We start from the raw sequence: 18,805 nt of genomic DNA, 5'->3' as shown, positions 1-18,805 counted from the left end.
CCGCGCTCCCTAAAAGTAGGGGCAGTGGAGAAACATGCATGGAAAATGCAGCGGCGGACGGCGTTGCGGTGTGCTTGGACGAAGGTAGCGATCCCTACAGCCTGATCGTAGCGGACCTGGTCGCGCTGATCGGCCATGTCCGGGCGAGCCTGCGGCTGATCGAGGCGGCGATCGCGCGCGAGGCATTTCTGGCCGAGCAGGACGCTGCCGCCAACATCGTCGTGCTTGACGACGTCACCCCACGCTACGCCGTCGCCTCCACGACCCTGAGGGCTTGCGACACCGGCCTCGGCAGGGCGCTCGATCGGCTGCGCGATTCAGACGCACCGGCGCGCTTGCTGAACTGATCGGCAGGACCGGCCCCCGCCGGGTTCGACACGTCAGTGCGGTTCGTCCCGACGACGCCCCAACCCTCGAGGCGACGATCCGTTCCAATTTCTGATTTCCATCAGATGCGGCACGCCCAGCCCGGTCAGGCTTTGGCGTCAGGCCTCGTTGACAGCCTTTGGCGTCAGGCCCTGGCCCGCTCTTCGTCGGAGCCGGAGCGCCGCTTGCTCGGCTTGCCCTTCAGGAAGCTGATGTCCATTTCGGTGCCGTTGACGCGGACCAGTTCGCAGCGGCGATAGGCGAGCCCGGTCGACGACAGCAAAAGGAAGAACTCCTTCAGATTGAGCCCCTGAATGGAACCCTCGACGGTCAACGCCGCGTCATTGTCGGAGATGGCATTGAGCTGGCAGTCGCGCCGCCAGGTGCCGTCGATGGCCATGATGCAGACATCGACGCCCCGGCTGAACGTAACTCGCTCGATGGATTTGCCGTCCTCCGTCATCGCTCAGTATCCGACCGCCATGGCAGGCCGCGGCATCGCCAGCGCCGCACGCACGCCGCTCGGCCGGTACAGGCCACGCCGCTCGGGGAGAGGCTTGAACGTGTCGGTCAGGCCGACCACGGTCTCGGCGGCGCCGAGCACCAGGAAGCCGTCGGCCTCCATCAACCGGGCGAGACGGTTGAAGATGTTGATCTTGGTGTCCTGATCGAAATAGATCAGCACGTTACGGCAGAACACCACATCGAACGCGCCGAGCTGGGAGAAATCGTGCAGCAGGTTGAGCTGACGGTGCTGCACCATCGCGCGCAACTCGGGATTGATCTGCCAGAACTCGCCCGTCTGCTTGAAATACTTCACCAGCATCTGGATCGGCAGCCCGCGCTGCACTTCGAACTGGCTGTAGATGCCGGCCTTCGACTTCTCCAGCACCTCCTGCGACAGATCGGTCGCAACGATCTCGACCCGCCATCCCGCGAGCGCCGCGCCCATTTCCTTGAGGCACATCGCCAGCGAATAGGGCTCCTGGCCGGTGGAGCCGGCGGCGCACCAGATCCGGACGCTGCGGCGCGCGGCCCGCGCCTTCAGGACCTCGGGCATGATGGTGTCGCGGAAATGGTCGAACGGCACCTTGTCGCGGAAGAAGAAGGTTTCGTTGGTGGTCATGGCTTCGACCACCTGGACGGTGTGCGTCGACGAGCCGGCCTTGATCTTGGCGATCAGGTCGGGGATGCCGGACAGGCCGCATTTGCGCGCCAGCGGCAGCAAGCGGCTCTCGATCAGATATTGCTTGTCCGCGGACAGATCGAGACCGGAATGGTCCTTCAGGAGCTTACGCAGATACTCATAGTCGGGGGGCGTCACGGGAGCCTCGCAAAGGCAAAGGGTGAAACAGGGTGTCAGACTTCGGCCGGCGTATCGAGCGCCAGCAGGCCCACTTCCTGGAATTTCGCGATCACGATGTCCTTGTCGAACGGCTTCATGATGTATTCGTTGGCGCCGGCATGCAGCGCGCGCGAGATGTGGTCGATGCCGTTCTCGGTGGTGCAGAACACCACTTTCGGCACGTCACCGCCGGCCATGCGGCGAAGTTGCACGAGGAATTCGAAGCCGTCCATCACGGGCATGTTCCAGTCGAGCAGCACCGCGTCCGGCATCGCCTGTTTGCAGGCTTCGAGCGCGACCGCGCCGTCCTCGGCCTCGATGACGGTGAACTCCATTCCTTCGAGGATACGGCGCGCGATCTTTCGCACCACACCGGAATCGTCGACGACAAGACATGTCTTCATATGTTGGCCTCCTTGTAGAATCCGCCGTCTCCGCGGCGGAGCGTTACGCTGCAGCAGCTGTTCTGGGCACCAGTTCGAGCACGCGATCGATGTCGAGGACGACCATGAGCTGGCCGTCGAGGCGGTGGACGCCGCCGGCGAGCTTGGCCATGCGGGGATCGAGATTGACCGGGTTGTCCTCGCGGCTGTCGTCGGGCAGCCGCAGCACCTCGCCGATCTGGTCGATCAGCAGGCCGTAGGATTCGCCGCGCTGGTCGACCCCGACCGCCATCGGCAGCTTGCCGTCGTCGGCCTTCGGCAGCCCGAGCCGGGCGCGCATGTCGACCACGGTGACGATGCGGCCGCGCAAATTGAGCACGCCGGCGATCTCGCTGGAGGCCAGCGGCACCCGCGTCAGCCGCTCCGGCATGAACACGTCCTGCACCCGGGAGATCGGCAGCCCGAACAGCTGCCCGCCGATCACGGCGGTGACGTATTCGGCCATCGCGCCTTCACTGGTCTCGGTCTTGGTCATCGATGCTGTTTCCTTCAAGCGGCGCGCCGCAACTCGGCGGTCTGCTCTTTCAGCGCCGCGATCAGCCCGGGACGATCGAACTTGGCGACATAGTCATGGAAGCCGGCCTGCCGGCCGCGCTCGATCGCCGCCGGCGACACCATCGCCGACAGTGCGATGATCGGCAGCTGGTTGAAATTGTGATCGCTGCGGATGTTCTCGGCGAACTCGAACCCGTTCATCTCCGGCATCTCGATGTCGGTCAGCACGACGTCGAAGCTTTGCCCCGAGCGCAGCGCGGCGAGGCCTTCCTGGGCATTCGGCGCGGTCCGCACCTTGTAGCCGGCGGCCTTCAAGACCGGCGCCAGCATGTTGCGGAAGAACGCCGAGTCGTCGACGAGAAGGACGGACTGTGCCGAAGCCGACGGCCGCATCTCCTTGCGCGAGAACCAGTCGGCAAACGCCATCGGCAGGAAGTGGCCGACGTCGATCACCTCGGTGGCCTGGCCCTTGATCACGGCCGAGCCCAAAATACCGTCCTGGGAGCCCGCGACCTCGATGTTGAGCTTCTCCTCGACGATGTCGATGATCTCGTCGACCACGAGCCCCATCGAGCGGCCGTCGTCGGCAAACACCAGGATCGGCTGCGACCCTTGGCTCTGCACCTCGACGCCCGCCATCTGCACCAGCGGCATCAGCTGCTCGCGGTACTGCACCATGTAGCGGCCGTTCGAGAGCTCGATCTTGTCGGTTGCGATCTCCTCGAGCCGGGTGACGAGGCCGAGCGGCACCGCCTTGGGCTGGCTGGAGCCGGCGCGGAACACCAGGAGCGAGGTCAGCTGCTCGCCGCTCGCGGCATGGGCGTTGGCATTGTCGTCGGCCATGTCATGGGCCGAGGAGCCGGAGGCGCCCAAGGCTTTGGCAATGCCGTTGGGATCGATGATCATGATCACGGCGCCATCGCCCAAAATGGTGTTGCCGGAGAACATGTCGATGTGCCGCAGCTTGGTCGACATCGGCTTGACCACGATCTCCTCGGTGTGGAACACGCCGTCGACCACGATGCCGAAGGTCTGGCTGCCGACCTGCGTCACCACGATGAAGCCGTTCTCGGCGTCGGTCGGGGTCGCGCCGTCGTCGATCTTCAGCAGCTTCTTCAGATGGATCAGCGGCAAGAGCTTGTTGCGCAGCCGCAAGACTGCGGTGTCCTTGATCCGCTCGATGCGGTGCTCGGAGTTGGCGCGGGCCCGCACCAGCTCGACCACGGACAATTGGGGAATCGCAAAGCGGTCGCCGCCGGCTTCCACGATCAGCGCCGAGACGATCGCAAGGGTCAGCGGGATCTTGATGGTGACCGAAGCGCCTTCGCCGGCCACGCTCTTGATGTCGATGGTGCCGCCGATCTGGTCGATGTTGGTGCGCACCACGTCCATGCCGACGCCGCGGCCGGACACCGAGGTCACCTGGGCGGCGGTCGAGAAGCCCGGCGCGAAGATGAACTTGTGGATCTGGGCCTCGGTCATCTTCTCCAGCTCAGCCTCGGTGACGAGACCGTTCTGGAGCGCCTTGGCCTTGATCCGCTCGGTGTTGAGCCCGCGGCCATTGTCGGCGATGCAGATGATGATGTGGCCGCCTTCGTGATAGGCGGAGAGCCGAATGGTGCCCTGCTCGGGCTTGCCGGCCGCGACCCGCTCCGCGGTGGTCTCCAGCCCATGATCGGCGGAGTTGCGCACCATGTGCGTCAACGGATCCTTGATCAGGTCGAGCACCTGGCGGTCGAGCTCGGTGTCGGCGCCGTGCATCTCGAGCTCGATCTGCTTACCGAGTTCGCCGGAGAGGTCGCGGACGATGCGCGGCAGCTTCTGCCAGGCATTGCCGATCGGCTGCATCCGCGTCTTCATGACGCCTTCCTGCAGCTCGGCGGTGACGTTGGAGAGCCGCTGCAGCGGCACCTTGAACTCGGTGTCCTCGTTACGCCTTGAGATCTCCAAGAGCTGGTTGCGGGTCAAGACCAGCTCGGAGACCATGGTCATCAGGTGTTCGAGGGTATCGACATTGACCCGGATCGACTGGTTGGCGATCTTGTCGCCTTCCTGGACGTCTTCGGCGGCGGCCTTGCGGGCCGGCTTCCTGGCGGGTTCAGCGGCCTCGGCGGCAGGCGCTGCAGCGGCAACGACCTTCGCCGCAGGAGCCGGCGCGGGCGCGGCGACTTCCGTCTCGGTCTCGCGGAAGGCGCGCTCGAGCTCGTCGAGCGAGACCTCGCCCGGACGCAACGGACGCTCCAGCGTCTGCACCACCAGCGTGCCTTCGGTCATTGCTGCCTGCACGGACGGCGCTTCGACGACCGGCACGTCCTCTTCAGCGGCGGCATCAGCAGCAGCCATCGCCGCCATGCCGTGCTCGACCATCGCTTCGAGCTGATCGATCAGATCGCGGTCGTTGCCCTCGGGCTCCGCCTCGGTCGCCTCGAGCCCGCCAAGGATCTCCTTGATGCGGTCGATCGAGGACAGGATCAGCGTCACCGCTTCGGCCTTCACCGGCATGCCGTCGCGGAATTTGCCCATCAAGGTCTCGCCGGCATGCGCCAGCGCTTCCAGTCGCGGCAGCCCGAGGAAGCCGCAGGTCCCCTTGATCGTGTGCACAAGGCGGAAAATGTTGTCCAGGATCTTCGCGTTGTTCGGATCCTGTTCGAACTGCACCAGCTGGTTGTCGACCGTATCCAGGCTCTCGCTGCTCTCCGTCAGGAACTCGCGCAACAGATCGTCCATGGATAGGTCCCCTCAAGGTGCTACGGAACGCTCGCCTCGCATCGATAACTCCTCCGCCTTCACGGCGACGTTAATTTTGCCGTCCGTGCAAATACGGACGAGGAGTCACGCGATCAGACGATGCAGCACGACGTCGCGGCCAGTCTCAGGCGTCTACCACCCGGACGGGAAAGAGCCCGTTCCATCGGTCATCGCAATTTGAATCAAATGGAATCGCAGTGCCGTTAAGCCGAGCGAAACATTCGCGCCATGGCGCCGGGCTGTATCAAGCCCGGATCGCCCTTTGGTTGAAGCCGGCCGGAAGGTCGATCACGCATAAAACAAAGGCGGCGGGGTTTCCCCCGCCGCCTCGATAGTCGATGTCTGTTGCGGCTACGCTTAGCGGAGCAGCTGCAGAACGCTCTGCTGCGACTGGTTGGCCAGCGCCAGCGCGGACACCGCGATCGACTGGCGGGTCGACAGCGCCTGGCTGTTGGCCGCTTCCTCGTTGGTGTCGGCCAGCGTCAGGTTGGACGAGCCGGTCTGCAACACGTTGATCAGGTTCTTCGAGAAGTCCTGGCGGATCTGCACGATCGACAGGTTCGAACCGAGGGTCGAAGCCTGGGTGCGCAGCAGGCCGCTCGCGTTGTTGAGCGTCTTCAGCGTGGCGTTGGCCGAAGCGTTGTCGATGAAGTCGGTGCCGGCCACCAGCTTGGTGAGGTTGAGGCCGGAAGCATCGAAGGTGACGCCCTGGATCTTCAGCGTCGAGGAGCCCGTCTCGTTGAAGGTCAGCTTGAGCTGATCGCCATTGAGCAGGTTGATGCCGTTGTACGACGCGTCCTGGGCGGTCGTGGTGATCTGGTCCAGGATGTTGTTGTACTGGCTGACCAGGTTGGCGCGGTTGGCCAGCCCGTTCGGATCCTGCACCGGGGCGCTGCCCGCGAGGCCGTTGAACAGCTTGCCCGAAGCGGCTGCCGTGCCGCCGATCGTGCCGATGGTCGCGGACGCAGCATCGTTGGTGGTGCTGATGGTGAGCGCACCGCCCGCGCTGAGCGACGCCTGCAGGTTGTTGGCCGACAGTGCGGCGTTCAGGTCGTTGAGCGACTTCACCTTGCCCGTGCCGCTGCCGAACGTGATGTTGGTGGCGGTGCCGTTGCCGGTCGCGCCGATCGTCAGCGTCAGGCCATCGAGCGGCGACGGCGTCGCCACGGTGCGCGCCGTGGTTCCGGCCGTGAGACCGAAAGCGGCCAGCCCGGAGCCCGAGATGTTGAGGTCCTGGTTGATGCCGGTGCTGATCTGGAGCGCGCCGGCCGACACGGTGGAGGCGGTGGTCGCGCCGGTGATGCCGTCGATCGCGGTGAGCAGGTCGCCGACCGTCAGCGTGCTGCCCGCGCCGGTGCCGAGGGTGACGTTACCGGCCGAGTCGGTCGTCGACGTGGTCTGCGAGGTCGAGAACGAGATCGTCTTGCCGTTGACGTTGATCACACCGGTCGGGGTCGTCGCCAGGGTATCGGAGTTGGTCGCGCTGACGAGCTTGGTGGCGGCCGTGATCGCCGCGGGCACCGTGAGGTTGTTGTTGACGGCCGTGCCGGCGAGCGTGGCGTTGCTGTAGGTCGCGGTGCCGCGGATATCGTCGGTGGTGGCGCCGGTGATCACGGCGGTGGTCACCTGCGACTTCTGCGAATAGCCGACCGCAGCCTGCAGGGCCTGGTTGGCGACCGACTTGGCGCTGTCGACGAGCTTCTGCAGCGAGGTAATGCCGGTGTTGGCGGCCTGCAGCACCTGCACGCCGTTGCCGATGCCGTCCAGCAGGTTGTTGATGTCGCTGGCGCGGTTGTCGAGCGACTGCGCCGTGAAGAAGTTGGTCGGGTTGTCGAGAGCAGTGTTGACCTTCTTGCCGGTGGACAAGCGGTTCTGCGTGGTGGCGAGCAGGTCGGCCGTCGACTGCAGCGAAAGCAGATTTTGACGGACCGATGCCGAGAGGACGATGCCGGACATACTGATACCCTTCTGGATGAACACGATTGACGCGACGCCGTAAATTTCGCACGGCGACCGGTGCCACACTGGTCCGTCCGCGCTACCCGTTCGTTAAAGGGCTGCTCCGTACAAATACCCAGAACGGCTCTTGCCGGTAATTCTACGGCTGCCGCGCAGACGCGTGACCAAACCGACTTTGTCCGCCGCCGGATCGACGACGCGGCGGCGAATTTGTCCCCGCATTTGCGGGACTTGCCACATGCTCACGCTGCCGGCTGGCGGCTTCGAAACCCGGAACGGCAATCATCGACGACGCGCGCCTGGTCTGCATCAGAGTTAATGGAAATCAATAAATGCGAGACAATGTCGCAACCGTACCGGCCGGATTGCGTGTCGTACGAATCGCTTCGATCGTGGCACGGAGCGGGGCGATGCCGATCGTCTGCCCCCTAGAGGGTATAAGGTTCGCACTACAACCCTTGTGCTATTGGACAGGCAAGCTATGTTCGCAGTCCACACGCCAAGAGTAGGTGATGCGAGACTGTAGTGCTCCCGCCCTCGGCAGGAGCTCCAATGTCCGCGGTATCGCGTCCGCCCAATCGTCTGTTGCAAGCACTTCCCCCAGCGGAATACGCGCAACTTCATCCTCTTCTGGAAACCGTCGACCTGACCAAGGAAACGGCGCTGGCCGATGCCGGCGCACCGGTGCAGCGGGTTTATTTCCCGCACGCCGGCGTGGTCTCGATGATGGTCAATCTCTCCGACGGGCAATCCGTCGAGATTGCAACCATCGGTCGCGACGGTGCCGTCGGCGCGTCCGCCGCTCTGCATGAGCGGCCGCTGCTCGCCGACGCGATTGTCGTCGTGCCGGGCACGGCGTCGGTGGTGCGGGCGGAAGATTTCCGCGAGGCCGCCAATCGCAGCGCAGAATTCCGCACCCTGGTTGCGCTCTATGAGCAGGCGCTGATGGCGCAGACGCAGCAATCCGTCGCCTGCAACGTCTCGCATCCCGTGGAGGCGCGGCTGTCGCGCTGGCTGCTGCGCGCACGCGACCTGTGCGGCAGCGAAGCGCTGCCGCTGACCCAGGAGATGCTGGCGCAGATGATCGGAGTCCGGCGCAACGCGGTTTCGATCGTCGCGCACGGGTTTCAGCAGGCCGGCATCCTGCGCTACAGCCGCGGCCAGATCGAAATCACCGATATCGACGGCCTGCGGAAGGCGGCGTGTGAATGTTATGCGACCGTCAAGGCACACGCCGAACAATTGATCGGACCGGACGATTGATCGCTGCAACCCCACTCAGCCGCAGATAATGTGAGGCTGCGGCGATCAGCATATTCCTAATGGAACCGGGATGTGTTTCCATTGGAACCCAGACGTGCCAGAATAAGTTGCAGGGACGTCTAGCTGCACGCGTTAGCCCTGGTGACCAGAGACAAGCTTTGCCGGGAAGGCAGGAGGTTGCTTTGGATACGGTTCCGCGATCACCCAACGGGTTTTTGTCGTCGCTCTCTGCGAGCGATTTCGAGCTGATCCGACCGCATTTGCGGACGGTCGACCTCGCCGCCGATTCGGTCCTGATCGAGACCGACGAGATGCTCAAGCGGACATACATGCCGCACAAGGGCGTGATCTCGCTGGTGGTCAAGCTGGCGAGGGGCGAGCGCGTCCAGGTCGCAATGGTCGGCCGCGACAGCATTTTCGGCGCATTCGCTCCGCTGGTCGAGGGGCGGGTCCTGAACAACGCCACGGTGCTGGTGCCCGGCATTGCCTCGACGGTGGAGCTCGAGCCGTTGCGCGTGGCTGCCGGCCAGAGCCCGACGCTTCGCACCATGCTGATCCGGCACGGGCTCGCCGTCTATGCCCAGATCCAGCAGACCGCGGGCTGCAACGCCGTCCATACCGTGGAGTCGCGGCTGGCGCGATGCCTGCTGCATACGCGCGATCTCTCCGGCAGCAACAAGATCGTCCTGACGCAGGAGGCGATGGCACAGATGATCGGCGCGCGCCGCAACAGCGTGTCGCTGGTCGCGCATACCTTGCAGCAGGCCAACTTCATTCACTACAGCCGCGGCCACATCGAGATCACCAATGCGGACGGACTGATCAGGACCGCCTGCGAATGCTACGCCGCCGTCAAGGCGCAATATGCGAGACTGCTGAGTTGCGAGGAAACCAGCGGCTAGGATTTCGATTCAAGCGATTCCCGCTCCGCGCAACAGCGCACCGGCCGTCGCGCAAGCCGTACTTCTACGGCGTGGGATTTTCACCGTCGGATAACGCTGCTTCCGCAAAGTTGCCTGGACGCACGGGGGAGCCGATGTTCACGTACGAGACGACCGATCGGAAGGAAGCCCGGCGCTTCCGCATGGCCCAGTTCAACGGTCGGCCAGCCACGGTCAGGTCCGCCGGCGCGACGGTCACCGGACGGGTGCGCGCGATCGTCGAGAGCAAGTCCGGCGCGACGGCGGCGTGGGTGGTCACGATCGTTCCGGAGCAACCCAAGACGGCCGCTCCCGCCGCGCGGCTCGCGCCGCGGCTGTGCTTCACCGCGGAAGACGATTTCTGACAACCAGTCTCCGCTCAGGCGGAATGCAGCAAGGCCTTGCGGACCAGATCCGCGGTGTTGCGCGCGCCGAGCTTGCGCATGGCCTCGGCACGATGGCTCTCGAATGTGCGCGGGCTGATGTTCATCCGCAGCGCGCCCTGCTTGTTGGAATAGCCGTCGCTGATCAGGCTGAGCACCTCACGCTCGCGCTTGGTCAACGGCTTGCGGCCGGCCTCCGGCGCGAACATGACATCGGGTGACCGGGCGCCTGCCGGTTTGTCGTCACCCTGCGGCCTGAGGTCGGTTGCCGGAACGGCATTCGGATAGAGATCCGAAATCTGCTTCAGCATCGCAGACACCCGCTCGGTCTGTTCGAGCGCGTTCTCGATTACCTGGCGCAGATAGACGCCATTGCCGGGTGCGTGCGCGAACTGCTGACTGTGCTGTTTGAGCTCGTTCATATAGAGCAGCAGCGCGGTCACCGGCCCATTGAACTGCCGGACGATGGCCGCGCCGGCGTCCGAGGTCCCCTGCGGTCGCGGCGAAGTAGCCCCATGATCCTCAGGCGTCGGCCCCTCGAGCGCCGCGGTTCCGCCCATCCATGCCGGAAGGCGCGCCTCGGCTCGATTGTCATGTTGCGTCATAAGTATGGTTTACCGAAGGTGAACTTGTGGCCGCGTTAACACGGGACTCCGTAAAACTACGGGTGACGCAACTGTGACCTCGGGCCCCGACCTGCCAAGCAGGCGCAGATTACCGCTGATTTGGCAATGAATCTCGCATATTTGAGTCGAATTACAGTATTCTTACGGGACGGCGGGACTCTTGCATCCCCGATGATCCCGAGGGCGAGGCATTACCTTGGCAGGCGCATCCGACCCGCCCCAAAGGGCTCGGGTTGAAATGGCCGGGACGCACGCTGCCCCTCAGAGGCGCCGGAGCCGCAGGAATTTCTGCAGGAACCGTCCCGAAAGAACGAACCTGAACCACCAGTACGCCATTCGCCGGGTCGACATCGATCATCCCTCAGAGCATCGGGATCGCATCGGCTTACCGCACGTTGGGCAATATTCGTGTGAGACGGTTCACATCGGGCGGCGGACGCTGGGGTCAGGCGAATGTCGGTTTACAGCCCCCGGCACGCGCCGCGATGATCGCCGCCTCTCGGCCAACAAAATGGGTGCGACAATGAAGCGAGGGCGGAATGGATCCTGGTTCTCGATCGCGGCGCTCGCCGCAGCGCTGCTGGCCAGTGCCGGTGCGCAGGCCCAGACCCCGCCGACCAGCGATGCAGCGCCGGTACAAGACAACACGATCATGATCACGATCTTCTTCAAGCATGATCAATCGCGCCCACTCGGCGAACTCAATGCGCAGCTCGAGCGACAGGGCTTCTACAAGGCGTTTCCGCCCGAAGGTGTCGAGGTGGTGAGCTGGTATGTGATGATGGGCGCCGGCCAGGTGGTGACCCTGCGGCTGCCGGCGTCGCGACTGCGCGAGGTCAACCGCGTCATCGAGAACAGCGCCTGGGGCGCCTATCGCACCGAGTTCTATCCGACCTACGACTACAAGGCGGTCGGGATCGGCAAGCACGAAAAGGCGAAGCAGTAACCAAATCGGACCAGGTGCACTTGCCCGGTCTTTCCCGCCTCGGTAGAGCTCACCGCCGAGGTGATGGACGTCCATCACCGAGGTGACGGAAGTCCAGCCATGACCGGAAACGAACACAGCTTGAGCGCGCCCGCGACCTGCCGGCTGCGCCGCCGACTGGTCTTCGCGCTGGCTTTGCTGGTGTCGAGCGCCGGCCATCCGGGCAAGCTACCCGCCGCTGCGGATGAGGTGGCGCCGTCCGCTGCCTGGGCCGTGCTGTTCGAGGAGGATCCTGCCGATCCGGTTGGCCGGAAGCTTCTCGGCTCGGTCGTCTGGCACGCCGACACGATCAAGACGGCGGAAGCGTCCGATGAGACGATCGTGCTCGCCGACATCGACATCCCGAAACGGTTCAAGTTGGCGCTGACGCTCAAGCGCAACGTCGACAAGGCTCTTCCGGCCAGCCATGTGATCGAGCTGACCTTCGTGCCGGTCCCTGGATATATCGGGCAGCGCATCGCCACCGTGCCGGGCGTGTTGACGAAATCGACCGAGCAGGGCCACGGCACGCCGCTCGTCGGTGTCTCCGCCAGGGTCGCCGAGAACATGTTCATGATCGGCCTGTCGAACGGCCAGATGGACCGGCAACGCAACCTGCAGGCGCTCAAGGAACGGCCTTGGTTCGATATCGCGATCGTCGACGGCAATCAGCGTCGTGCGATCCTTGCCGTCGAAAAAGGATCGTCGGGAGATGCCGCCTTCGCCATGGCCCTGACTGCCTGGAGCCAGAACTAGCGCAGCGAAGCGCGCGCCGGACTTGCCGGTTCTGCTTCAGTCAGAACCAACCCGCACTCGCCCCGACGCACCGACTACGCGTGGGCGCGCGAGCGCTGGCTCAGCCGCTTTGCCAGTATCCGCAAATCCTCGCGGCGCCCGCTGCAAAGCAGGCGGCTGAATTCGTCGGGGTCGATGGAGGCAGGTGGAAAATCGGCTGAACTGCGTGCAACGCGGCGTAGCCAGGTCAATCGGAAGAGACGCTTGAGCATCTTCATGGTTGTTAGCCCCGATGAGCGTCGATGTTAAATCGCGGTAATGAAATTTGGTTCCGTTCCCTGTGGTCGCCCGGCACAAATTTTGGTTCAACGCGATCAGGCGAGCAGCGCCTTGCGCTCTTGCACGCGCGCTATCGATTGCCGCACCGCGGTCTGGTCCAGCGATCCGTCCTGCACTGCACCCGCGACCGCCGCGGCGACGCTGAGCATCTCCTGCTCCTGGTCGAACAAATTGTTGCCGATGCAGATCATGTCCATGCCGGCGGCGATCGCCCGCAGGCTGGCGGCGCTGGTGCCGAGTGCCTTCTGCAGGCCCTGCATCTGCATGTCGTCGGTGATCAGGAGCGTCTCGGGCAGGCGGCGGCGCAGCCGGCCGATCCCGGCCGGTGACAATGTCATCGGATGCTGCGGGTCCCATTGGCGGACAATGGCGTGGCTGACCAACACCGCGTCACCGTAGGTATCCGGGGCCAACGCGTAGAACAGCTCTTCCTGCTCCGGCCGCAGCGCGTCGGAAATGTCCATGAATTCCAGATGCGAATCGACGTGCGCGCCGCCGATCCCCGGATAATGCTTCAGGCAGAGACCTACCCGAGCCTGCCGCGCCGCGGCGTCGACCAGGCGGGCATTGGCCGCGACCTCGCCGAGATCTGAGGAATAAGAGCGCTTGATCCTGCCGATATTGGGATTGTCGGAATTGTAGTCGACGTCGATGACCGGCGCGAAATTGTAGCGGATGCCGAGCCGGCGCAGCTCGCCATAGCTTGCGCCAAGGATCGCCTGCTTATCCGCCGGTGCGAGCAGATTGAAATCCCTCGCGCTCGGCAGCGGCTGGAAGCCCAGGCCATCCTTGAGCCGGCGCACCAGGCCGCCCTCCTGGTCGATGAAGACCAGCGGCTGCGACGGCAGCGCGGCGATCGCGGCGCAGAGCGACTGCACCTGCTCGGGCGAAGCGATGTTGTTGTCGTATTGGCGGGTTTGGCACGAGTAATCGAACAGGATCACTCCGCCGAGCCCGAACTGCGCGGCAAAGTCCTTCAGCCAGGCCGGGATGACCTTGCCGTAGAAGCCGAGGATGAAAAGTTCGCCGATCGACATCGCCGCTCGCTCACCTGGATACGCATCGAATCAACCCGCGCGCTTGCGGAATAGCACGCTGCCGCGGCGGTATGAATATGACGCAAGCCGCTGCCCGACTGCGTTCCCCGCGCTCGCATCCCTATGTTAAGACACGCCGGCACGCCGCACACGCGTCCGCCACAACACAAGAAACGCCGGAAACCGCTCATGACAGCACCTTACGTCCCGCAAATGGCCCTTTACCGCGATTGGCTGAAGGAGACCCGCGGCCTCACGTTTGCGGATTTCGAAACGATGCGGCGCTGGTCGGTCACCGATATCGACGCATTCTGGCAGAGCGTCTGGGATTATTTCGACCTGCGCTCGCCGACGCCGCATTCGGCGGTGCTCGCTGACCGCAAGATGCCCGGCGCGGTGTGGTTTCCCGGCGCTTCGGTGAATTACGCCCGCCAGGTGTTCCGCCACGTCGCGCCGGCGCATGCCGCCGGCCTGCCCGCCCTGATTGCGAGCGGCGAGGACGGCAAGTTGTCGGAGACGAGCTGGCCCGAACTGCAACGCAAATCGGCGGCGCTGGCGCTGCATCTGAAGGCCAATGGCGTCCGTGCCGGCGATCGCGTCGCCGCCTACCTGCCGAACATCCCCGAGACCATCATCGCGTTTCTCGCCACCGCCAGTCTCGGCGCGATCTGGAGCGTCTGCGCCCCCGACATGGCGGCGCCCGCGGTGATCGATCGCTTCAAGCAGATCGAGCCGAAAGTGCTGATCGCCTGCGATGCCGTGACCTATGCCGGCCGCCGCCACGACCGGCAAGGCGTGATCGAGGAGTTGCGGCGCGCGCTGCCGACGGTCGAGCATGTCATCCTGCACAGCGACGCGGCACCGTCCGAGACGCGGCTGTCATCCATCCTCGCGGACCAAAGCGCGGAGATCGACGCCTTCGAGCCGGAATGGCTGCCGTTCGATCATCCACTCTGGATCGTCTATTCCTCCGGCACCACGGGATTGCCGAAGCCGATCCTGCACAGCCACGGCGGCATCATCGTGGTGGCGCTGCCGCTGTCGACGCTGCACAACGACATCGGCTGCAGCTACCAGCCGAACTCGTTTGGCGAACGCTTCCACTGGTACTCCTCGACCGGCTGGATCATGTGGAACTGCCAGGCCAACGGCCTGCTCAACGGCACCACCTGCTGCATCTTCGACGGCAGCCCCGGCGGCACCAAGGACAAGCCGGACTGGACCACGCTGTGGCGCTTCGTCGCCGACGCCAAGGCGACCTTCTTCGGCGCGGGTGCAGCGTTCTTCGCCAATTGCACCAAGGCGGAGATCGATCTCGCCGGTGTCGGCGACCTCTCGGGCCTACGCACGCTCGGCTCGACCGGCTCGCCGCTGTCAGCCGACACGCAAGCCTGGTTCAACGAACGCTTCGCCGCGCTGTCGAAGACGAACGGCAACACAGCGCAGGCCGACATGTGGTGGGCCAACATTTCCGGCGGCACCGATTTCGCCGGCGCCTTCATCGGCGGCAATCGCGAGCTGCCGCAGACGCCGGGCATCATGCAATGCCGCCTGCTCGGCTGCGCGGTGGAGGCGTTCGACGAGCAGGGCCGCGCCGTGCTCGACGAGGTCGGCGAGCTGGTCTGCACCGAGCCGCTGCCCTCGATGCCGCTGCGGTTCTGGAACGACCCCGGCAATGCGCGCTATCTGTCGAGCTACTTCGAGACCTATCCCGACAATTTCGACGGCACCGGCCGCGGCCCGGTGTGGCGGCATGGCGACTGGCTCAAGATCAATCCCGACGGCTCCTGCGTGATCTATGGCCGCAGCGACGCCACCATCAACCGCCACGGCCTGCGGATGGGCACCAGCGAACTCTATTCGGCGATCGAGGCGCTGCCGGAGGTGCTGGATTCGATGGTCGTCGACCTCGAATATCTCGGACGCGACAGCTACATGCCGCTGTTCGTGGTGCTGCGCGAGGGCGTTGCCTTCGATGCCGCGATGAAGGCCAGTATCAACAAGGCGATCGAAGCCGGATTGTCGCGCCGCTTCCTGCCCAACGATATCTTCGTGGTGGCGGAGATTCCGCGCACACTGTCCGGCAAGAAGCAGGAACTGCCGGTCAAGAAGCTGTTGCTCGGCCACCCCGTCGAGAAGGTCATCAACCGCGATGCGATGGCCAACCCTGGATGCCTCGACTGGTATCTCGATTTTGCCAGGACCTATCTGAGCAAGCAGGCCGGCGCGGCATGAGCGCCGGCTAAAGCGCGATGAGATTGGGTTGAATCGTCATCGCGCTTTAGTTCATTGTTTGAGCATGATCTTTTCGGAAAACCGCCACGCACTTTTCCGGATCATGCTTTAGCGCGGCCCGCTGCGCCATGGCGGCGGCGCAAGCGCAGCGCGCAGCTGCTCGACGAAAGCCTGGGTGCGTCGGGCGCGGCCGCCGCGTCCGGGATTGAGCAGTGCGACGATGTCGGCCGGCGGCAGGCGAAGGTTCGGCAGAACACGGACCAGCCGGCCGGCGGCGAGATCCTCGGCGACATCCCACTCCGACCTGACGATCAGGCCGTGATGCGCCAGCGCCCAGGTCTTCACGACCTCGCCGTCATTGCTCGACAGCATCGGCTCGATCCTGACGACATCAGGCTCCGAAGCGGCTCGCTTGCGGGAGAACCGCCACAGCGTCACGTCCTCTTCGTTCTCACGCAAGGCAATGCACTGATGCGAGCGCAGATCCTGCGGGCGCGCCGGCGTTCCCTGGCGTTTCAGATAGGCAGGCGAGGCACACAGGTAACGCTCGTTCGGCGCAAGGCGCAGCAAGCGCAGCGTGGAGTCCTTCAGCGCACCGATGTGGATCATCACGTCCCACGCACCCGCGGCGGCACGGCCCGGCCGATCGGACAGTTCGAGCTCGACCGACACCTCGGGATGACGTGACCGGAAGGCGGCAACGACCGGCGCGATATAGCGCCGCCCGAAGCCGAGCGGCGCAAGAACCTTCAGATGGCCGGCGATGGTGCCGCGACGCGCCTGCAGCGCGTCGGTCAGCTCCGTCGCCTCGTCAAGCAGCGTGCCGCCGCGCAGCACCAGCAGCTCGCCCTCGTCGGTCAACGTCAGCCGCCGGGCCGAACGGCTGACCAGTTGAACACCCAAACGCTGTTCGAGGCTTTGCAGCCGCTGTGAGACCGCCGACGGCGTCACGTCGAGCGCCCGCGCCGCGGCCGCGAGCGACCGGGCCGCGGCGATGGCCAGGAAGAAGCGGATGTCGTCGGTCGAGATCATTAAGCCTATACTTAATATAACAATGACACTCGGTAAATTGTACTTAGCATGGAAACGGCTAGTCTTGGCGCATGACATCAGCCCCTGTCCTGAATGCACCGCACCCGCTCGCCGGGATCGACACGCCCTGCCTGGTGCTCGACGAAGACCGCATGCTGCACAACATCGCCCGCCTGAAGACGCGGCTGGCGCGGCTCGGCGTGCCGCTGCGCCCGCATCTGAAGACCGCGAAATCAATTCCGGCGTCGCGCGCCGTGATGGACGGCCCGGGCGGTCCGGCCGCGGTCTCGACCTTGCAAGAGGCTGAGGCTTTTGCCGCGGCCGGCGTGAAAGACATCCTCTACGCCGTCGGCATCGCGCCGCAGAAGCTCGATCGCGTCGCCGCGCTGCGGCGGCAGGGCGTGGACCTGTCCGTGGTGCTCGACAGCCTCGAGCAGGCCGCCGCAGTCACCGCGATGGCGCGCATGACGGGCGACCGCATCCCCGTGCTGATCGAGATCGATTGCGACGGCCATCGCGCCGGTGTGAACGCGAACGACCCGCTGCTGGTCGAGATCGGCCGCGCGCTGCACCAAGGCGGCGCCGAACTGCGCGGCGTCATGGCGCATGCCGGCGAATCCTATTCCTGCCGTAGCGTTGAGGCACTCGAGCAGGCCGCCGAGCAGGAGCGCGTCGCCGCGGTTGCCTGCGCCGAGGCTTTGCGCGGGGCCGGACTGCCCTGCCCCGTGGTCAGCGTCGGCTCGACGCCGACAGCGCATTTCGCGCGCCGGCTCGACGGCGTCACCGAGGTACGCGCCGGCGTCTTCATGATGTTCGACCTGGTGATGGCCGGGATCGGGGTCTGCGCAGTCGAGGACATCGCGCTGTCGGTGCTCGCGACAGTGATCGGCCATCGCGCCGACCGTGGCTGGACCTTCATCGACGCAGGCTGGATGGCGCTGTCGCGCGATCGCGGCACCGCACGGCAACCGGTCGATCAGGGTTACGGCATCGTCTGCGATATCGATGGACGGCCCTATCCCGATCTGATCGTGACCGAGACCAATCAGGAGCACGGCATCATCGCGCTTCGCCCCGGCAGCACCGCGCCACAGGCGACGCTGCGGGTCGGCACGAAAGTGCGCGTCCTGCCGAACCATGCCTGCGCGACCGGAGCCCAGCACGACTGTTATCATGTCGTCGCTGCCGGCTCCGGCACCGTCAGACAATGGGAGCGGTTCCGCGGATGGTAGGAAATGGAGCGCGGCCCATGACGCGAGCCTATGACGCTGTGTTGTTCGACCTCTTGACCGCGCTGCTCGACAGCTGGACGCTTTGGAACAAGGTCGCCGGCTCCGATGAGGCCGGGCTGCGCTGGCGCGCCGAGTATCTCAGGAACACCTATGCAACCGGGCGCTATCGTCCCTATGAGGATCTGGTGGGCGAGGCGGCGCGCAATGTCGGGCTGCCGTTCGAACGGGCCGAAGAGCTTGGCGCACGCTATGCGGAGCTCGATCCCTGGCCCGAGATTCGCGATGTCCTGCAAACGCTGCAAGAGGCCGGCGTTGCGCTCGGCGTCGTGACCAACTGCTCGGAGCGGCTCGGCCGCATCGCCGCCGACCGCCTCGGCGTTCCTCTAACCGTTTTCGTGACGGCGGAGCGCGCCGGCTACTACAAGCCGCAGCCGCAACCCTACCAGCTCGCGCTTGACGAATTGCCGGTGCCCGCAAATCGATGCCTGTTCGTCGCGGGATCGGCCTATGATCTGTTCGGCACGGCACGTGTGCAGCTGCCGACTTGGTGGCATAATCGGGCTGCAATGAACCTGCCGGAAGGGGCGCCCGCCCCAATCGTGGTTCGCGAGAGCCTTGCGACCTTGCCGGCTTTCGTGCTTGGACGCGACTTGTCCGGCCCGCCCCTTGAGGACTGAATCGAG

The 18,805-nt window shown here is 64.9% G+C and carries 18 protein-coding genes and 1 pseudogene; 9 read left to right on the top strand and 10 right to left on the bottom strand.

Features of this window, described 5'->3' with window-relative positions; all coding sequences use genetic code 11:
• Positions 1-38 precede the first annotated feature (38 nt).
• Positions 39-347, top strand: coding sequence for a hypothetical protein (locus CK489_RS10105; RefSeq protein WP_095732199.1), 309 nt, complete (start codon positions 39-41; stop codon positions 345-347).
• A 164-nt stretch (positions 348-511) separates the two neighbouring features.
• Here the strand turns inward: CK489_RS10105 and CK489_RS10100 are convergent, their stop codons facing one another.
• The 6 genes from CK489_RS10100 to CK489_RS10075 form a co-directional block, all read right to left on the bottom strand.
• The gene (locus CK489_RS10100; protein ID WP_050404430.1) at positions 512-829 is read right to left on the bottom strand and encodes a hypothetical protein; all 318 of its coding nucleotides are present in this window, start codon (positions 827-829) and stop codon (positions 512-514) included.
• Between the two features lie 3 nt (positions 830-832).
• On the bottom strand, positions 833-1,690 hold the full coding sequence (locus CK489_RS10095) for a CheR family methyltransferase (protein ID WP_050632111.1): 858 nt from the start codon (positions 1,688-1,690) through the stop codon (positions 833-835).
• Between the two features lie 35 nt (positions 1,691-1,725).
• A complete protein-coding gene (locus tag CK489_RS10090) occupies positions 1,726-2,115 on the bottom strand; it encodes a response regulator (protein ID WP_050632112.1) in 390 nt (129 codons plus the stop codon).
• Positions 2,116-2,158: 43 nt separating this feature from the next.
• Complete coding sequence (locus tag CK489_RS10085; protein ID WP_095732198.1) at positions 2,159-2,629, bottom strand: chemotaxis protein CheW; 471 nt, start codon at positions 2,627-2,629, stop codon at positions 2,159-2,161.
• A gap of 14 nt (positions 2,630-2,643) precedes the next feature.
• Positions 2,644-5,376, bottom strand: coding sequence for a hybrid sensor histidine kinase/response regulator (locus tag CK489_RS10080; RefSeq protein WP_095732197.1), 2,733 nt, complete (start codon positions 5,374-5,376; stop codon positions 2,644-2,646).
• A gap of 378 nt (positions 5,377-5,754) precedes the next feature.
• Positions 5,755-7,353 (bottom strand): flagellin N-terminal helical domain-containing protein, encoded by a 1,599-nt coding sequence (locus CK489_RS10075; protein ID WP_050630495.1) that lies wholly within the window; start codon positions 7,351-7,353, stop codon positions 5,755-5,757.
• Between the two features lie 555 nt (positions 7,354-7,908).
• On the opposite strand from CK489_RS10075, the gene CK489_RS10070 reads away from it, so the two are divergent.
• The 3 genes from CK489_RS10070 to CK489_RS10060 all read left to right on the top strand — a co-directional run bounded on the left by CK489_RS10070 (position 7,909) and on the right by CK489_RS10060 (position 9,904).
• Positions 7,909-8,619, top strand: coding sequence for a Crp/Fnr family transcriptional regulator (locus CK489_RS10070; protein WP_063781895.1), 711 nt, complete (start codon positions 7,909-7,911; stop codon positions 8,617-8,619).
• Positions 8,620-8,801: 182 nt separating this feature from the next.
• Positions 8,802-9,521 carry a Crp/Fnr family transcriptional regulator gene (locus tag CK489_RS10065; protein ID WP_050630493.1) on the top strand — a complete coding sequence of 240 codons (720 nt, stop codon included), beginning with the start codon at positions 8,802-8,804 and terminating at the stop codon, positions 9,519-9,521.
• 134 nt (positions 9,522-9,655) lie between these two features.
• Complete coding sequence (locus tag CK489_RS10060; protein ID WP_050630492.1) at positions 9,656-9,904, top strand: hypothetical protein; 249 nt, start codon at positions 9,656-9,658, stop codon at positions 9,902-9,904.
• A gap of 14 nt (positions 9,905-9,918) precedes the next feature.
• Here CK489_RS10060 and CK489_RS10055 read toward each other — a convergent pair whose 3' ends face one another.
• The gene (locus CK489_RS10055; protein WP_095732196.1) at positions 9,919-10,527 is read right to left on the bottom strand and encodes a helix-turn-helix domain-containing protein; all 609 of its coding nucleotides are present in this window, start codon (positions 10,525-10,527) and stop codon (positions 9,919-9,921) included.
• Positions 10,528-11,071: 544 nt separating this feature from the next.
• On the opposite strand from CK489_RS10055, the gene CK489_RS10050 reads away from it, so the two are divergent.
• Both CK489_RS10050 and CK489_RS10045 read left to right on the top strand, forming a co-directional pair.
• Positions 11,072-11,494 (top strand): hypothetical protein, encoded by a 423-nt coding sequence (locus tag CK489_RS10050; RefSeq protein ID WP_050630490.1) that lies wholly within the window; start codon positions 11,072-11,074, stop codon positions 11,492-11,494.
• Positions 11,495-11,593: 99 nt separating this feature from the next.
• Entirely contained in the window at positions 11,594-12,268 is a 675-nt protein-coding gene (locus tag CK489_RS10045; protein WP_095732195.1) for a hypothetical protein, read from the top strand.
• 74 nt (positions 12,269-12,342) lie between these two features.
• Here the strand turns inward: CK489_RS10045 and CK489_RS10040 are convergent, their stop codons facing one another.
• Positions 12,343-12,525, bottom strand: coding sequence for a hypothetical protein (locus tag CK489_RS10040; RefSeq protein ID WP_095732194.1), 183 nt, complete (start codon positions 12,523-12,525; stop codon positions 12,343-12,345).
• 96 nt (positions 12,526-12,621) lie between these two features.
• Positions 12,622-13,623, bottom strand: coding sequence for a glycoside hydrolase family 3 N-terminal domain-containing protein (locus tag CK489_RS10035; RefSeq protein WP_095732193.1), 1,002 nt, complete (start codon positions 13,621-13,623; stop codon positions 12,622-12,624).
• Between the two features lie 186 nt (positions 13,624-13,809).
• On the opposite strand from CK489_RS10035, the pseudogene CK489_RS10030 reads away from it, so the two are divergent.
• Positions 13,810-15,858: pseudogene (locus CK489_RS10030) on the top strand (acetoacetate--CoA ligase); the annotation flags it as partial.
• Between the two features lie 108 nt (positions 15,859-15,966).
• Here CK489_RS10030 and CK489_RS10025 read toward each other — a convergent pair.
• On the bottom strand, positions 15,967-16,890 hold the full coding sequence (locus CK489_RS10025) for a LysR substrate-binding domain-containing protein (RefSeq protein ID WP_095732191.1): 924 nt from the start codon (positions 16,888-16,890) through the stop codon (positions 15,967-15,969).
• Between the two features lie 71 nt (positions 16,891-16,961).
• On the opposite strand from CK489_RS10025, the gene CK489_RS10020 reads away from it, so the two are divergent.
• Positions 16,962-18,122 (top strand): DSD1 family PLP-dependent enzyme, encoded by a 1,161-nt coding sequence (locus CK489_RS10020; RefSeq protein WP_095732190.1) that lies wholly within the window; start codon positions 16,962-16,964, stop codon positions 18,120-18,122.
• Between the two features lie 17 nt (positions 18,123-18,139).
• A complete protein-coding gene (locus tag CK489_RS10015; RefSeq protein ID WP_095732189.1) occupies positions 18,140-18,799 on the top strand; it encodes an HAD-IA family hydrolase in 660 nt (219 codons plus the stop codon).
• Positions 18,800-18,805 lie beyond the last annotated feature (6 nt).

Origin of the sequence: Bradyrhizobium sp. UFLA03-84, from assembly GCF_002289535.1 — a bacterium.
In the GTDB taxonomy this organism is placed as follows: Bacteria; Pseudomonadota; Alphaproteobacteria; order Rhizobiales; family Xanthobacteraceae; genus Bradyrhizobium; species Bradyrhizobium viridifuturi.
Note: the sequence above shows the minus strand (reverse complement) of the source record. Positions and strands in the feature narration are given on the sequence as shown.

Bases quoted from the DNA above. Each gene is read 5' to 3' on its own strand.
- CK489_RS10105 (WP_095732199.1), top strand. From the start codon at position 39: ATGGAAAATGCAGCGGCGGACGGCGTTGCGGTGTGCTTGGACGAAGGT.
- CK489_RS10045 (WP_095732195.1), top strand. From the start codon at position 11,594: ATGACCGGAAACGAACACAGCTTGAGCGCGCCCGCGACCTGCCGGCTG.
- CK489_RS10035 (WP_095732193.1), bottom strand. From the start codon at position 13,623: ATGTCGATCGGCGAACTTTTCATCCTCGGCTTCTACGGCAAGGTCATC.
- CK489_RS10070 (WP_063781895.1), top strand. From the start codon at position 7,909: ATGTCCGCGGTATCGCGTCCGCCCAATCGTCTGTTGCAAGCACTTCCC.
- CK489_RS10080 (WP_095732197.1), bottom strand. From the start codon at position 5,376: ATGGACGATCTGTTGCGCGAGTTCCTGACGGAGAGCAGCGAGAGCCTG.
- CK489_RS10050 (WP_050630490.1), top strand. From the start codon at position 11,072: ATGAAGCGAGGGCGGAATGGATCCTGGTTCTCGATCGCGGCGCTCGCC.
- CK489_RS10020 (WP_095732190.1), top strand. From the start codon at position 16,962: ATGACATCAGCCCCTGTCCTGAATGCACCGCACCCGCTCGCCGGGATC.
- CK489_RS10015 (WP_095732189.1), top strand. From the start codon at position 18,140: ATGACGCGAGCCTATGACGCTGTGTTGTTCGACCTCTTGACCGCGCTG.
- CK489_RS10025 (WP_095732191.1), bottom strand. From the start codon at position 16,890: ATGATCTCGACCGACGACATCCGCTTCTTCCTGGCCATCGCCGCGGCC.
- CK489_RS10055 (WP_095732196.1), bottom strand. From the start codon at position 10,527: ATGACGCAACATGACAATCGAGCCGAGGCGCGCCTTCCGGCATGGATG.
- CK489_RS10100 (WP_050404430.1), bottom strand. From the start codon at position 829: ATGACGGAGGACGGCAAATCCATCGAGCGAGTTACGTTCAGCCGGGGC.
- CK489_RS10075 (WP_050630495.1), bottom strand. From the start codon at position 7,353: ATGTCCGGCATCGTCCTCTCGGCATCGGTCCGTCAAAATCTGCTTTCG.
- CK489_RS10090 (WP_050632112.1), bottom strand. From the start codon at position 2,115: ATGAAGACATGTCTTGTCGTCGACGATTCCGGTGTGGTGCGAAAGATC.
- CK489_RS10085 (WP_095732198.1), bottom strand. From the start codon at position 2,629: ATGACCAAGACCGAGACCAGTGAAGGCGCGATGGCCGAATACGTCACC.
- CK489_RS10040 (WP_095732194.1), bottom strand. From the start codon at position 12,525: ATGAAGATGCTCAAGCGTCTCTTCCGATTGACCTGGCTACGCCGCGTT.
- CK489_RS10060 (WP_050630492.1), top strand. From the start codon at position 9,656: ATGTTCACGTACGAGACGACCGATCGGAAGGAAGCCCGGCGCTTCCGC.